The organism is Mesorhizobium sp. M2C.T.Ca.TU.002.02.1.1 (genome assembly GCF_003997225.1).
Genome location: NZ_RZTO01000064.1, coordinates 1 through 13,823 on the forward strand (window position 1 = coordinate 1; position 13,823 = coordinate 13,823).

12 protein-coding genes are annotated in these 13,823 nt (G+C 64.8%); 1 reads left to right on the plus strand and 11 read right to left on the minus strand.

Annotation, left to right across the window (positions count from 1 at the left end; genetic code table 11):
• From EOD07_RS05635 to EOD07_RS05690, 11 genes are all read right to left on the minus strand, one after another.
• Window positions 1-176: SDR family NAD(P)-dependent oxidoreductase (locus EOD07_RS05635; RefSeq protein ID WP_127234293.1), on the minus strand; the 176-nt coding region annotated here is incomplete at its 3' end.
• The gene (locus EOD07_RS05640) at window positions 173-1,690 is read right to left on the minus strand and encodes a GMC family oxidoreductase (protein WP_127234294.1); all 1,518 of its coding nucleotides are present in this window, start codon (window positions 1,688-1,690) and stop codon (window positions 173-175) included. The genes EOD07_RS05640 and EOD07_RS05635, both read right to left, overlap by 4 nt.
• 68 nt (window positions 1,691-1,758) lie before the next feature.
• Window positions 1,759-2,874, minus strand: coding sequence for an ABC transporter ATP-binding protein (locus EOD07_RS05650; protein ID WP_127234295.1), 1,116 nt, complete (start codon window positions 2,872-2,874; stop codon window positions 1,759-1,761).
• 22 nt (window positions 2,875-2,896) lie between these two features.
• Window positions 2,897-3,841, minus strand: coding sequence for a carbohydrate ABC transporter permease (locus EOD07_RS05655; protein ID WP_127234296.1), 945 nt, complete (start codon window positions 3,839-3,841; stop codon window positions 2,897-2,899).
• Window positions 3,838-4,797, minus strand: a complete 960-nt coding sequence (locus tag EOD07_RS05660) for a sugar ABC transporter permease (RefSeq protein ID WP_127234297.1) — start codon at window positions 4,795-4,797, stop codon at window positions 3,838-3,840. The genes EOD07_RS05655 and EOD07_RS05660 overlap by 4 nt, the downstream gene beginning before the upstream one ends.
• Before the next feature lie 125 nt (window positions 4,798-4,922).
• Entirely contained in the window at window positions 4,923-6,176 is a 1,254-nt protein-coding gene (locus EOD07_RS05665) for an ABC transporter substrate-binding protein (RefSeq protein WP_040990105.1), read from the minus strand.
• Between the two features lie 58 nt (window positions 6,177-6,234).
• Window positions 6,235-7,746, minus strand: a complete 1,512-nt coding sequence (locus EOD07_RS05670) for an aldehyde dehydrogenase family protein (protein ID WP_127234303.1) — start codon at window positions 7,744-7,746, stop codon at window positions 6,235-6,237.
• A 10-nt stretch (window positions 7,747-7,756) separates the two neighbouring features.
• The gene (locus EOD07_RS05675) at window positions 7,757-8,533 is read right to left on the minus strand and encodes an enoyl-CoA hydratase/isomerase family protein (RefSeq protein WP_127234298.1); all 777 of its coding nucleotides are present in this window, start codon (window positions 8,531-8,533) and stop codon (window positions 7,757-7,759) included.
• Window positions 8,526-10,127: an acyl CoA:acetate/3-ketoacid CoA transferase gene (locus EOD07_RS05680; protein ID WP_127234299.1), complete on the minus strand. Its 1,602-nt coding sequence runs from the start codon at window positions 10,125-10,127 to the stop codon at window positions 8,526-8,528. The genes EOD07_RS05675 and EOD07_RS05680 overlap by 8 nt, the downstream gene beginning before the upstream one ends.
• Window positions 10,124-11,140: a Gfo/Idh/MocA family oxidoreductase gene (locus EOD07_RS05685; protein ID WP_127234300.1), complete on the minus strand. Its 1,017-nt coding sequence runs from the start codon at window positions 11,138-11,140 to the stop codon at window positions 10,124-10,126. Before EOD07_RS05685 ends, EOD07_RS05680 begins: the two co-directional genes overlap by 4 nt.
• Window positions 11,137-12,180: a LacI family DNA-binding transcriptional regulator gene (locus EOD07_RS05690; protein ID WP_127234301.1), complete on the minus strand. Its 1,044-nt coding sequence runs from the start codon at window positions 12,178-12,180 to the stop codon at window positions 11,137-11,139. The genes EOD07_RS05685 and EOD07_RS05690 overlap by 4 nt, the downstream gene beginning before the upstream one ends.
• 244 nt (window positions 12,181-12,424) lie before the next feature.
• On the opposite strand from EOD07_RS05690, the gene EOD07_RS05695 reads away from it, so the two are divergent.
• Entirely contained in the window at window positions 12,425-13,579 is a 1,155-nt protein-coding gene (locus EOD07_RS05695) for a dihydrodipicolinate synthase family protein (RefSeq protein ID WP_127234302.1), read from the plus strand.
• Window positions 13,580-13,823 lie beyond the last annotated feature (244 nt).

The window sequence follows — 13,823 nt, forward strand, 5'->3', positions numbered from 1 at the left end:
CATTGGAAGTAGGCGAATTTCGCGCTCCGAGCCGCGAAGTTGGCGGCGAGCTTGTCTGACGGGTTTTCGGCAAGATCGGCGACAAGGATGTCGAAGCCGGCATCGGCCAGCGCCTCGGCGCAGGCGAGCCCGATGCCGCGCGCGCCGCCGGTGACGATGGCCGCGGGGCGGGTCATGCGGCGAGTTCCGTCTTGCGGATGTGATCGGCGACGCGCAACGCTTGCGCCGCGATCGACAGCGCCGGATTGACGGCGGCGGAAGTCGGCAGGAAGCCGGCGTCGACGACGTAGAGATTCTGGTGGTCGTAGGCGCGGCAGAACGTGTCGAGGGGTGAAGTGGCCGGGTCGTTCCCCATCTTCACCGTGCCGCACTGATGCGATGGCGTGCGCTTGTCGAAGGGGCGCGACAGCACGATCGGATAGCCGCAGGCGCGCAGGTTTTCGCGCATGACCTTGGTCAGGCCTTCCAGCGACTGCATGTTGGAGCGCCGCCACTGCATGACGATCTCCTTGCCGTCGACCATGATGCGGCTTTCGGGGTCGGGCAGGTCCTCGCACATCAGGTACCAGTCGACGGCGTGGCCGGCCATGAAGTCGAGCACGAATTTCGGCATCGTCTTCACATTGGCCTTGAGCATGTTGCCATCGATCTTGCCGAGCAGCTGCACATTGCCGAGCGGCTTGCCGCCCTTGCCGTCCGACAGATAGTAATCGTTGAGCATCAGCGTCTTCTGGTAGACGCTGTCGTTGCGGCGGCGCGGGTCGATCGCCAGCATCGCGCTCGAATTGTGGTTCATGAAATTGCGCCCGACCTGGTCGGAGCTGTTGGCGAGGCCTTTGCCCCCATTCTTGCCAGTATTGGCTGAAGGCGAGCGCAGCAGGATGGCGGCCGAGTTGATCGCGCCGGCGGACAGGATGACGAGCTTCGGCGACAGCGTCTTTTGCGCGCCGTTCTTTGTGTAGTGGATGGCGGCAATCGTTTTGCCGTCCGGCGTGGTTTCGAGCCAGTCGACATGGGCGCCGGTTTCAAGCCGGATGTTCTTGTCGGTGAGCGCTGCCGTCAGCGGGCCGGTCTGGGCGTCGATCTTGCCTTGGCCGGTGTTGGGGAAGGCGTCCCAGCCGGTCTTGCCTTCCTTCAGCCAGGTCTCGATGTCGACGCCGAGCGGCAGTGAAGCGGGATGCAATCCGAGGGCTTTCAGTTCGGCGCGGGCGCGCGCGATCGGCGGCTCGTCCGGCACCGGCTTGAAGGCGTAGGGGATCGAATGGAATGGCTCGGTCGGGTCCTCGCCGAGCGAGCCGCGCACGCGAAACAACTGCTCGGCCTTCGAATACCACGGCTCGAATTCGTCATAGGAAAACGGCCAGGCCGGCGAGACGCCGCCGAAATGCTCGAGCTCGGAAAAAGCCTCCTTGCGGTAGCGGATCAGGACCGCGCCGAAGAATTTCGAGTTGCCGCCGACATAGTAGTAGTTGCCGGGATTGAACGCAGCGCCGCCGGCTTCGCGCCACATCTCCTTTGGCCGGTAGTGCTCGTCGACGAAGATCGATCGCGTCGAGCGCGCATGCGGTGTCGCGGGCAGCGGCTCGCCGCGCTCCAGGATCAGGATCGAGGCGCCGCTGCCGGCCAAGCCGGAGGCGATCGTGGCGCCGCCGATGCCGGAGCCGATGATGACGATATCGGGGTTTGCCATAGTCTAAAGATCTTTATTTTGATGCATGTCGTTGCCCCAAAACCGGAGCCACTTTTGGGCGACATGCATCAGAGAATACGCTTCTCGGTCGCCGGGTCGAAGAACACCGCCTTGCTGAGGTTGAAGGCAAGCGGCGTGCTGGTGCCGGGCTGGATCCTGGCGTCGGCTCTGAGCCGCGCCACCACGCCCTTGCCGCCGAGATTGGTGACGGCGAACGTGTCCGATCCCGCCGGCTCCACCACCTCGATGTGGCAGTCGGCGGTGGCGATGCTGGAACCGTTGCGCTCGGCGCCTTCCGGGTCGGTCAGCGCTTCGGGACGCACGCCGAAGATGACCTGCTTGTCCTTGAAGGCCGCAAGGCCGGCGGGCGCGCCGGGCATCGGCAGCACGATCGGTTGGCGCGACTCGCGGTCCAGCACGACCGAAAGCCCGCTGCCATTGCCGTCGATCTTGGCCGGGATCAGGTTCATCGCCGGCGAGCCCATGAAGTCGGCGACGAAGATGTTGGTCGGGTTGTTGTAGATCTCGGCGGGGGTGCCGAATTGCTGCACCTCGCCGTCGCGCATCACTGCGATCTTGGTCGCCAGCGTCATCGCCTCGATCTGGTCGTGGGTGACATAGACGATCGTCGTGCCGGTCGTGGCATGCAGGCGCTTGATCTCGATGCGCATGTCGACGCGCAGCTTGGCGTCGAGGTTGGAAAGCGGCTCGTCGAACAGGAAGAGCTTCGGGTCGCGCACCAGCGCCCGGCCCATCGCGACGCGCTGGCGCTGGCCGCCGGAGAGTTGGCTGGGCTTGCGGTTGAGCAAGTGGCCGATCTGCAGGATCTTGGCCACCTTGTCGATCGCCGCCTGACGTTCGGCCGCCGGCACGCCGCGCATCTCCATGCCGAAGGCGATGTTGCCGGCCACCGTCATGTTCGGATAGAGCGCGTAGCTCTGGAAGACCATGGCGATGTCGCGCTTCGAAGGATGCAGGTCGTTGATGGCGCGGCCGTCGACGCGGATCTCGCCCTCGGTGATCTGCTCCAGCCCGGCGATCGTGTTGAGCAGCGTGGACTTGCCGCAGCCGGACGGGCCGACCAGCACCAGGAAGCCGCCCTTTTCGAGCTCGACATTGATGCCCTTCAGGATCTCGACATTCCCGAAGCGCTTCTTCAGCCCATCAATTTCCAGAAAAGCCATGGTCGTTCCTTTAAGAAAGTGGTCAGCCCTTGACCGCGCCGGCCATCAGCCCGCGCACGAAATAGCGGCCGGCGACGACGTAGACGATCAGGGTGGGGAGCGCGGCGATCATCGCCGCCGCCATGTTGACGTTGTATTCGACGACGCCGGTCGAGGTGTTGACGACATTGTTCAGCGCCACCGTCATCGGCATCACGTCGCCCGTGCCGGCGTAAGCCGAGGCGAACAGGAAGTCGTTCCAGATGTTGGTGAACTGGTAGATGACGGTGACGACGAAGATCGGCATCGAGTTGGGCAGCATGATGCGGCGGAAGATCTGGAAGAAGGACGCGCCGTCGACCTGCGCCGCCTTCACCAGCTCGGTCGGGAAGGCCTCGTAATAATTGCGGAAGAACAAGGTGGTGAAACCGAGGCCGTAGACCACGTGGACGAAGACCAGGTTCACCGTCGAATTGCCGAGGCCGAAATTGAACCCGGTCGCGTTCTGCAGGGTGGCGCCGAAGCGGCCGAGGCTGCCGAGGATGGTCGCCATCGGCAACAGCACCGACTGGAAGGGGATGAAGCAGGCGAACAGCATCATCGCAAAAACCAGCGTGTGGCCGCGGAAGCGCCATTTGGTCAGCACGTAACCGTTGAGGGCGCCGAGCAGCGTCGAGATCAGCACGGCCGGGACCACCATCTTGATGGAGTTCCAGAAATAGCCCTTGATGCCGGCGCAGGTGAGGCCGACGCAGGTCTGGCCCCAGGCCTTGAACCAAGGCTCGATGGTCGGCGATTGCGGCAGCGACAGCATGTTGCCGTTCTGGATCTCATCCATGGTCTTGAACGAGGTGACCAGCATGACGAAGAGCGGCATCAGGTAGAAGATCGCGAACAGCGCGAGCAGTCCGTAGATGACGATGCGGTTGAGCGTCCTGGCGCTCATGCCGCTCGAAGCCGGACGGGCAGGCGAGGCAACAGTGCTCATCGCGGCTTCTCCCTGAGCTCGGAATAGAGGTAAGGCACGATGATCGCGGTCAGCGTCATCAGCATGATCACCGCGCTCGCCGAACCGACCGCCATCTCGTTGCGCTTGAAGGTGAACTCATACATGAAGTTCGACGGCAGCCAGGCCGAGCCGCCCGGCCCGCCGCTGGTCAGCGCGACGACCAGGTCGTAGGACTTGATGGCGAGATGCGCGAGCACGATGAAGGCCGACAGGAAGACGGGCCGCAGCAGCGGGATGACGATGCGGCGGTAGAGCTGGAAGGTGGACGCGCCGTCGATCTGCGCCGCCTTCATGATCTCGCCGTCGATGCCGCGAAGGCCGGCCAGGAACATCGCCATGATGAAGCCCGAGGCCTGCCAGACGCCGGCGATGACCACCGTGTAGATGACGAAATCCTTGTTCTTGATCCAGTCGAAATGGAAGCTCGTCCAGCCCCATTGATGCAGCGTCTGCTCAAGGCCGAGGCCAGGATCGAGGAACCACTTCCAGGCGACGCCGGTGACGATGAAGGAGAGCGCCATCGGGTAGAGGTAGATCGGCCGCAGCACGCCTTCGCCGCGGATCTTCTGGTCGAGCAGGATGGCCAGGAACAGGCCGAGCGCCAGACAGATGGCGATGTAGAGGAAGCCGAAAATGCCCATATTGGTGATGGAGGTGTACCAGCTCGACGGCGGGTCGCTCTCGAAGGTCCAGCGCCACAGCCGCTGATAGGCGCGGGCGCCGGTGATGTCGTAGGACGGGAAGGTCTTGGAATTGGTGAAGGACAGATAGATCGTCCATAGAATGAAGCCGTAGACGAAGACGATCGTCGCCGCGAAGCTCGGCGCCAACACGATCTTCGGCAGCAGGTCCTGCAGCCGCGAACGGACCGTCGCGCCGGGACGGGCGTCGTGCTCCGGTGTCAGCTTGATCTGGGTTTCGGCAACTGTGCTCATCGGCTCATCCAGTACCGGTTGGTCGGAAACGGCCCGGCGCCGGAATGCACCAGGGTCTTTCCCGCACCGTTTGTCGACAGGAGACCTCCCCCGCCGGAGCGGGGGAGACCTGGTTCACGTGAACCTTACTTGGCGTCGTCGATCGCCTTGACCAGCTCGGTCACGGCCTCGTCGGAGGTCTTGATCTGACCATGGACGAACTTCGACACGACATCCTTGTAGGCGTTGGCGACGGCCGGCGGGGCGCCATAGCCCTGAGCCAGCGAGCCGAACAGCGTGCCGCCCTCATTGGCCTTCTTCAGGTCGGCGATGCCCTTCTTGCCGCAAGCGTCGAAGTCGGTGTCCGGCACGTCGGTGCGGGCCGGAACCGAACCCTTCACCACGTTGAAGGCCGACTGGAAGCTCTTCGACAAAGTGGCGGTGGCAAGCGCGACCTGGGCGGCCTTGCGGTCGTCCGGAACGTTGAACATGCCGAACATATCGGAGTTGTAGATCACCGAGCCGTCGGTGCCCGGGAAGCGGTAGCACAGGAAGTCGGTGCCCGGGGTCTTGTTGGCGGCGTGGAACTCGCCCTTGGCCCAGTCGCCCATGACCTGAACCAGCGCGTCGCCCTTGATGACCATGGCGGTGGCGAGGTTCCAGTCGCGGCCCGAGAAGTTCGGATCGACATAGGTGACGAGCTTGGCGAGGTTGTCGAACGACTTCTTCATCGTGTCGGACTTGAGCGACTCTTCATCGAGGTCGTTCATCGCCTTCTTGTAGAACTCCGGCCCGCCGGTCGACAGCACGACGGAATCGAACATGGTGGCTTCCTGCCAGTTCTGGCCGCCCAGAGCGAGCGGGATGACGCCGGCCGCCTTGGCCTTGTCGAGCAATGCCACGAAGTCGTCGAAGGTCTTCGGCTCGGTGCCGCCGATCTTGTCCATCACCGCCTTGTTGATCCACAGCCAGTTGACGGAGTGGACGTTGACCGGAGCAGCAACCCACTTGCCGTCATAGACGGAGAACTTCTGCAGGGCGGCGGGAACCGACTTGTCCCAGCCTTCCTTCTTGGCGGTCTCGGTCAGGTCGCCCATGACGCCGGCGGCGGCATAGTCGAGCACGGTGTAGCCCAGCATCTGCGAGGCGGTCGGGTAGTTGCCGGCCGCGACCATCGCCTTCAGCGCGGTCATGGCGGCGTCGCCGCCGCCGCCGGCCACCGGCACGTCCTTCCAGGCATAGCCTTCCTTGGCGAGATCCTGCTTCAGCACGTTGAGAGCAGCCGCTTCGCCGCCCGACGTCCACCAATGCAGCATCTGCACTTCCTTGACGTCCGCGGCATGCGCCGAGAACGCAAAGCTCGTCGCAAGAGCCGTTCCGATAAAGAGTTTGCGCAACATGTACTACCTCCCTTGTTGCATACGCATAACCGGCGGGGGTCCGCCGGGGTCTCCCAACTCAGCCGACCCACCAACCGGTGCGCTGGCCGCGATGAAACTGGATCGTCTTTTCCTCGGTATAGTCCTCGACGGCGCGTTTGCCGAGTTCGCGTCCCAGACCGGACTGCTTGTAGCCGCCGAAGGGCAGTTCGGGATAACCTTCCATGAACGTATTCACCCAAACCGTCCCCGAACGCACACCGCGCGCCACCGACATGCATGTGTCGACGCCGGCGCTCCACACCCCTGCAGACAGACCATAGGGCGTGTTGTTGGCAATGCGCAATGCCTTTTCAATCGTTTCAAAAGTGAGCACGGACAGCACCGGCCCGAACACTTCCTCGCGGGCGATCGCCATGTCCTCTGTAACGTTGCGGATGATGGTCGGATCGAGATATTGCCCGGCGTTGGATGCAAGCCGGGCGCCGCCGGTGAAAACGTCGCCGCCGTCGGTTTTCGCCGCCGTTACATAGCCGGCTACCTTTTCCATATGGTCGGCCGAGATCATCGCGCCGACCTTGGTGCGGTCGTCGAGCGGATCGCCGACGCGGACCTCCCGGGCTAGCGCCTTGACCGCGTTCAGGAAGTCGTCGGCGATCGCCTCGTGCACGATCAGGCGGCTGCCGGCGTTGCAGCATTCGCCGGCGTTGAAGAAGCCACCGAACACGGCGGCATCGGCCGCCGCCTCGAGGTCGGCGTCGGGGAAGACGATCTGGCCGTTCTTGCCGCCGAGCTCCATCGAGACCTTCTTCAGCGAATTGGACGCCGTCGCCATGGTCATCTTGCCGACGCGGGTCGAGCCGGTGAAGGATACCATCTCGACCAGCGGGTGGTTGACCATCGGCGCGCCGACATCGGCGCCGAAGCCAGCGAGGATGTTGACGACGCCGGCCGGCAAGCCGGCTTCGAGCAGGATATCGCCGAGCACGAAGGTCGAGGCCGACGTCATCTCGCTCGGCTTCACCACCGCCGTGCAGCCTGCGGCAAGCGCGAAAGGCAGCTTCTGGCTGACGATCAGGAAGGGGAAGTTCCACGGCGTGATGATCGAGACGACACCGATCGGCTCGCGCAGCACGACGCCCAGCATATCGTCGCCCAGGTTGGCGTAACTCTCGCCATGCAACGTGCGGGCAAGCGAGGCCGCATAGCGCCAGATGTCGATCGCGCCGCCGATCTCGCCGCGCGCCTGGGCGATCGGCTTGCCGGATTCCAGCGCGTCGAGGCGGGCGATCTCTTCCAGCCGGGTCTCGATCAGGTCGGCGGTCTTGAACAGCACCGCCGCGCGTTCCGACGCCTTCATGCGCGGCCACGGACCGGTCTCGAAAGCCTTGTGCGCGGCCTGTACCGCCACCTCGACCTCAGCCGCGCCCGCTTGCGCATAACGGGACACGACGAAGCCGTGGCCTGGGCTGGCGCGCTCGATGCTGCGGCCGTCACGGGCATCGATATGCTTGCCGTCGACCAGCAGCTTATAGGCCTTCGGTGCCTGGGACGCTTCGGCCGGCATGGCAATGTTGAGCGGTGCGTTCATCATGTCTTCTCTAGGATCTCGAAAAGGCCGGCTTCTGCCTGGCCTTGAAGGCGCCGACGCCGGTTTTCAGGTCGGCGGTGAGCGCGATGAAGCCGCTGGCCAGCGCCTCGGTCGCGGCGGCGTCTTCCTCGCCCTCGGCAACGGCGATCATCAGCTTGGCGGCCTCGGTCGCCAGCGGACCGCGCTCGGCGATCTTCTCGGCCCAGGCTTTCGCTTCGTCGAAGGCCTTGCCGGTCTCGACCAGCCGGTCGACGATGCCGTGCGCGAGCGCGTCCGGGGCGAGGAAAATCTCGCCGCCAATCGCCATCCGGCGCACGCTCTGTGCACCAAAGCGGCGCACGGCGCGCTGTGTGCCCGACCAGCCCGGCACCACGCCGATCGAGGTTTCGGGGAAGCCGAGTTTTATCTGCGCCTCGGCGACGCGGAAGTCGCAAGCCGCGGCCAGTTCCAGTCCGCCGCCCAACGCATGGCCCGAAAGCACCGCGATGGTCGGCTGGCGAAGCCGGGCCAGGCGGTCGAAGACGCGGTGGCCGTAGCGCACCCATTGCACCTGGAAATCGGCGGCGCTCATCGCGCCCCAGGCTTCGACGTCGCCGCCGGCGCAGAAGCCCTTGCCGTCGCCGCAAATGAGGACAACCCGGACGCCTTCGGCCAGCTCCGCTTCGTCGAGCGCCGCTTCGAGCGCGCGCAGCATCGGAATGTCGAGGGCGTTGAATTTTTCCGGACGACGCAGCGTGACGATGCCGACGGCGCCGTCCCTTTCGAAGGTGACGAGACGTTCAGCCATTTGCACCTCCGAGCGAGGCGCCGCCGTTGAGCGACAGGCCGATCGGCCGATCCTGGTAGAGCGACGCAGGTGTGACCTTGAGGTCATTCGCGACGCCAAGCGGAATCTCGGCCTGCGCCAGCACATCGCGTTCGAGGTCGACGCCGGGCGCCAGCTCCGTCACCATCAACCCGTCCGGCGTCAGCTTCATCACGCAGCGCTCGGTGATATAGGTGATGTCCTGCCCTTGCGCGACGGCGCGTTTTCCCGAGAAGGAGATGTGCTCGACCTCCTCGACGATCTTCTTGACCTTGCCTTCCTGGTCGATGCGGATCGCGCCGTTGGCCAGGGAAAGCTTGGCGCCCGCATTGAAGAAACCGGAGAAGACGATCTTCTTCGCCCGCGCGGTGATGTCGACGAAGCCGCCGGCGCCGGCCGTCACATGCGGCCGCGCCGAAAGCTTGGAGACGTTGACCGAGCCGTGGCGGTCGATCTGCAGGAAGGAGAGCAGCGAGGCATCGAAGCCGCCGGCCTGGAAATAGATGAACTGGTGCGGCGAAGGCATGATCGCCTCGGCGTTCGAGGCGCAGCCGAATTTGAAGTCGAGCAGCGGCACGCCGCCGACCGCGCCCTGCTCGATCACCCAGGTGACTTTGCCGTGCTGGCCTTCCTCCAGAAGGATGCGCGGCACGTTGGCCGAGATGCCGAAGCCGATGTTGACGGCCATGCCATCGCGCAATTCCATGGCGACGCGGCGTGCGATCACCTTCTGGATGTTCATCTCGGGCGTGCGGAAGGTCGACAGCGGCCGGAAGATCTCGCCCGAGATCGCCGGATCGTAAGGCGTCTGGGTCGTCTGCAACTGGTCGGGCGCCACCACGATGTGGTCGACCAACACGCCCGGCACGCGCACGTCATGCGGCTTCAGCGTGCCGTTCTCGACCACGCGCTTGACCTGCGCGATGACGATGCCGCCATTGTTGCGGGCGGCAAGCGCCTGTTCCAGGCCGCCGAGATAGGCGCCCTCATGCTCATAGGTGAGGTTGCCGCGCTCATCGGCCGTGGTGGCGCGGATGATCGAGATGTTCGGCACGATGGCGCGAAAATAGAGCCATTCCTCGCCATCGAACTGTTGGACCGAGACGATCGGCTCGCTGGCCGCGGCGTTCATGGCGCAGCCCTGGTGGCGCGGATCGGCGAAGGTGTCGAGGCCGACCTTGGTCAGCACGCCCGGCCGCTTGGCGGCGGCCTCGCGATGCATGTCGAAGAGGATGCCTGAGGGAACGTTGTAGGCAGCGACGGAATTGTCGCCGATCATCTTCCAGATCTGCGGCGGTTCGGAGGAAGAGGGGCCGGACGGATAGGAGCCGCAGAGCGTGCGCTTCAACAGGCCGGGCTTGGCGAGATGGTCGATGCCCTTGATGCCGTACATGTCGCCGGCGGCGATCGGGTGCAGCGTGGTGATCGCCTTCGGATGGCCTTCCGCGTCGAAACGCTCGCCGATCGCGGCAAGCACGGCGTCGGGGCAGCCGAGGCCGCTCGACGACGACACCGAGACGACCATGCCGTCCTTGATCAGGCCGGCGGCATGGGCCGCCGATACGAGCTTGCTCACGCGAGGCTCCCGAGTTGCGGGTCGATAGCGACGGCCTTGCCGGTCTTCGACGATTGAAGCGCTGCTTCGGCGGAAGCCAGCGACCAGATGCCGTCCTCGCCGGTGGCGGCAGGCTGGCCCTCGCCGCGGATCGCGGCATGGAACTGGCGGACCGAGCGGGTGTAGAGGTCCTCGCGATCGAAATTCAGCTCCTCCTCGCCCTTCGCGGTGCGCAGCAGCACCGAGCCGACCGGCCTCTGCGTCATCACATTGGCGGCGATCAGCGAGCCTTCCGAGCCATGCACTTCGAAGCCGGTGCCGGCGAATTTCGTGGTGAAGCCCTCATGCGATTGCGCGATGACTCCCGACTTGAAGCGCCAGATGCACATGGCGCCGTCCTCCAGGCCGCTCCCGGCCATGCCGGCCGATTGCGTGAAAGCCGAAATCTCGACCGGGTCGTCGCCAAGCACGAAGCGCAGCGTGTCGGCATCGTGCACGGTAATGTCGAGCACCGCGCCGCCGCCGGCTTCGGGCCTGGTGACGCGCCAGCCATGCAGGTTCTCCGGCAGGAAGACCGAGTGGAAGACGCGCGCCGCGATCGGCTTGCCGATGCGGCCGGCGGCAATCGCCTCGCGCATGGCGCGATGCGCGCCGGCATTGCGCAGATGATGGTTGGTGCCGAAGACGATGCCGGCGGCTTTCGCGGCGACGACCAGCTTGCGCGCATCGGCGCTGGTCAGCGCCAGCGGCTTTTCGCACAGTACATGTTTGCCGGCCTTGATCGCGGCAAGGCCCTGCTCGAGGTGCAATTCGTTGGTGGTCGAGATGTAGACGGCGTCGATGTCCTTGGTGAGCAGCGCATCGAGGGTCGAGACGGCGGCCGGAATGCCATTCTCGCGGGCATAGGCCACCGCGCGCTCGGGATTCGAGCTCACCACTGCGGCAACCTCGCCATCGGCTTGCGCGCGGATGGCATCGATCATGAACTGTCTGGCGATCGTGCTGGCGCCGATCAATCCCCATCGCACGCTCATGCCGCGTCTCCCACTTGGCTGTTGCGGTCCGGACCGCTGCTTTCCCGCACGACCAGGCTGACGGCGCCGATATGGTCCTCGGCGCGCGTGGTGCGCGACTGGATCATCTTCAGCATCACATGAGCGGCGCGCTCGCCGAGGCCGGCGGTGTCGACGGCAACGCTGGTCAGCGCCGGGCTGTAGTGCTCGGCCTCGGCGACGTCATCGAAGCCGACGACGGCAAAGTCCGCCCCCGCCTCGAGGCCGCGTTTGCGCAGCGCCAGCATGGCGCCGAAGGCGACCGCGTCGTTGAAGCAAAGCGCCGCCGTCGGCGGCTGCGCCGCGGCAAGCGCCGTCTCCAGGCAGGCCATGCCCCCCTTGCGGCTGGTCTCGCCCTCGACGATCAGCCGGTCGGAGGCGGGAATGCCGAGCGTTTCGCAGGCTTCAAGGAACCCGCCCAGTCGCTCGTGGTAGACGACAAGATCGGACGAGCCGCCGAAGAATGCCAGGCGGCGATGGCCCTTGCGGATCAGATGCTCGGTGGCGATAAAGGCGCCGCGATGGTTGTCCGGCGCGATCACCGGAATGCGGCTTTCGGGCAGCCGGCGCATGGTGAAGACGATCGGCACGCCGGCCGACTCGATGCGGCGGAAGGCGCCCGGCGTGGTACCGCGCGCCGGCGAGACGATAAGGCCGGCGACACCCTGTTCCATGAGCGACTTCAGCACCTCTTCCTGGCGCACCGGGTTTTCCGCCGTGTTGGCGATGAAGGGCACGACGCCCGCCGCCTGGAAGACGCGCTCCATGCCGACGGCAAGCTCGGCGAAAAAGGGGTTGGTGAGATCGTTGATCACCATGCCGATGACGTTGGAATGGGCCTTGCGCAGATTGGCGGCGCCGCGGTTGTAGACATAGCCGACATCCTCGATCGCCTTGCGCACCTTGGTCGCGGTTTCAGGCCGGATCAGCCCGCTGCCCTGCAGCACGAGCGACACCGTCGATTTGGACACGCCGGCCTCGCGGGCGATGTCCAGGATCGTCGCCTTGGCCCGGCTGGCCATCCTCGTTCCATCCTCCGCGTTTTTTGAGCAAATTTATTGGAACGTTCTAATCATCGATCCAAATCAGAGTCAATCATGATTCCCGTGGGATTCGAAAAATTGATTGGAGCGGTTCAAAACTCCCGCCAACGCAAGCATTTCTCCATGGAGGTGCTATGCCGCGTCGACGCGGATGCCTTGAATCATAAAGCTTCTTGATTTATTGGAACGTTCCATTTATAGCGACCCGCAACGGGAGAGTTCCATGCACATTACCTTGCCTGCGGCAAACGGCGACCGGGTCAGCTACCGGCTCGTCGGCAGACCGGTCGAGCCAAACAAGAGCGCGCGGTTTTCGCGCATCGCCTATGCCGCCGCCCATGTCGTTGCCGATCCCATCGCCATGACCAACCCCTGGTCGCGGCCGGCGGTCGACTGGGACAGGACCATGGCGTTCCGCCATCATCTGTGGCGGCTCGGCTTCCGCATCGCCGAGGCCATGGACACGTCCCAACGCGGCATGGGTTTCGACTGGGCGAGCGCCAAGGAACTGATCCGGCGCTCGATAGCGGAGGCCAAAACGGTGCCGGGCGCCGACCTCGCATCGGGGGCGGGAACCGATCACCTGGCGCCCGCGGCGGCCAAGACGCTCGACGACGTCATCGGCGCCTATGAAGATCAATTCGCCTTCGTCGAAGGCGAAGGCGGCAAGGCGATCATGATGGCAAGCCGCGCGCTGGCGGCGGTGGCAAAGGGACCGGACGACTATGCCCGCGTCTATGACCGGATGCTCTCACAGGCATCGGGCAAGGTGATCCTGCACTGGCTGGGCGACATGTTCGATCCGGCGCTCAAGGGTTATTGGGGCAGCAACGATTTCGATACGGCGCTCGGCACGGTCGTCGCCATCATCGAGCGGCATGCGGACAAGGTCGAGGGCATCAAGATATCGCTGCTCGACGCGGAGAAGGAGGTGCTGCTGCGCGACCGGCTGCCCGAGGGCGTCGTGATGTTCACCGGCGATGATTTCAATTATCCCGAGCTGATCGCCGGCGACGGCAGGCGGCATTCGCATGCTCTGCTCGGCATCTTCGACGCCATCGCCCCGGTGGCCAACGCCGCGCTGGCGAAGTTGGCGGAGGGCGACAAGGCCGGTTACGACGCGCTGATGGCGCCGACCGTGCCGCTGTCGCGCAAGATCTTCGAAACGCCGACCGAATACTACAAGGCCGGCATCGTCTTCATGGCCTGGCTGAACGGGCATCAGGACCATTTCACCATGGTCGGCGGCATGCAGTCGGCGCGCGGCATATGCCACTACGCGGACGTCTTCCGGCTCTCCGATCAGGCCGGCCTGTTGGCCGACCCCGATCTTGCCATCGCACGGATGAAGACCCTGCTGGCGATGGCGGGCATCTAGCCTAGACCTATGGCGGTTTGCTTCCTGGCATAGCCCCTGTTTGGTTTCTCAATCTACAAGGTTGGGACAGGACGCGCTCCGCGCCCTCGTGATCCACAGGTGAGCACATGGAAGTTCCCGGCTTGAAGGGGCGGGTAGCGGTCATTACCGCGGCCGGCCAGAACATCGGCAAGGCCGTCGCCCTGGCGTTTGCCCGAGCGGGGGCGCACATCGTCATAACCGGCGGCAGCGACGCGGCCAAGAT

What these genes read in the sequence shown, in the direction of transcription:
- EOD07_RS05640 (WP_127234294.1), bottom strand. Translation starts at nt 1,690, where the DNA reads ATGGCAAACCCCGATATCGTCATCATCGGCTCCGGCATCGGCGGCGCC.
- EOD07_RS05650 (WP_127234295.1), bottom strand. Translation starts at nt 2,874, where the DNA reads ATGGCTTTTCTGGAAATTGATGGGCTGAAGAAGCGCTTCGGGAATGTC.
- EOD07_RS05655 (WP_127234296.1), bottom strand. Translation starts at nt 3,841, where the DNA reads ATGAGCACTGTTGCCTCGCCTGCCCGTCCGGCTTCGAGCGGCATGAGC.
- EOD07_RS05660 (WP_127234297.1), bottom strand. Translation starts at nt 4,797, where the DNA reads ATGAGCACAGTTGCCGAAACCCAGATCAAGCTGACACCGGAGCACGAC.
- EOD07_RS05665 (WP_040990105.1), bottom strand. Translation starts at nt 6,176, where the DNA reads ATGTTGCGCAAACTCTTTATCGGAACGGCTCTTGCGACGAGCTTTGCG.
- EOD07_RS05670 (WP_127234303.1), bottom strand. Translation starts at nt 7,746, where the DNA reads ATGAACGCACCGCTCAACATTGCCATGCCGGCCGAAGCGTCCCAGGCA.
- EOD07_RS05675 (WP_127234298.1), bottom strand. Translation starts at nt 8,533, where the DNA reads ATGGCTGAACGTCTCGTCACCTTCGAAAGGGACGGCGCCGTCGGCATC.
- EOD07_RS05685 (WP_127234300.1), bottom strand. Translation starts at nt 11,140, where the DNA reads ATGAGCGTGCGATGGGGATTGATCGGCGCCAGCACGATCGCCAGACAG.
- EOD07_RS05690 (WP_127234301.1), bottom strand. Translation starts at nt 12,180, where the DNA reads ATGGCCAGCCGGGCCAAGGCGACGATCCTGGACATCGCCCGCGAGGCC.
- EOD07_RS05695 (WP_127234302.1), top strand. Translation starts at nt 12,425, where the DNA reads ATGCACATTACCTTGCCTGCGGCAAACGGCGACCGGGTCAGCTACCGG.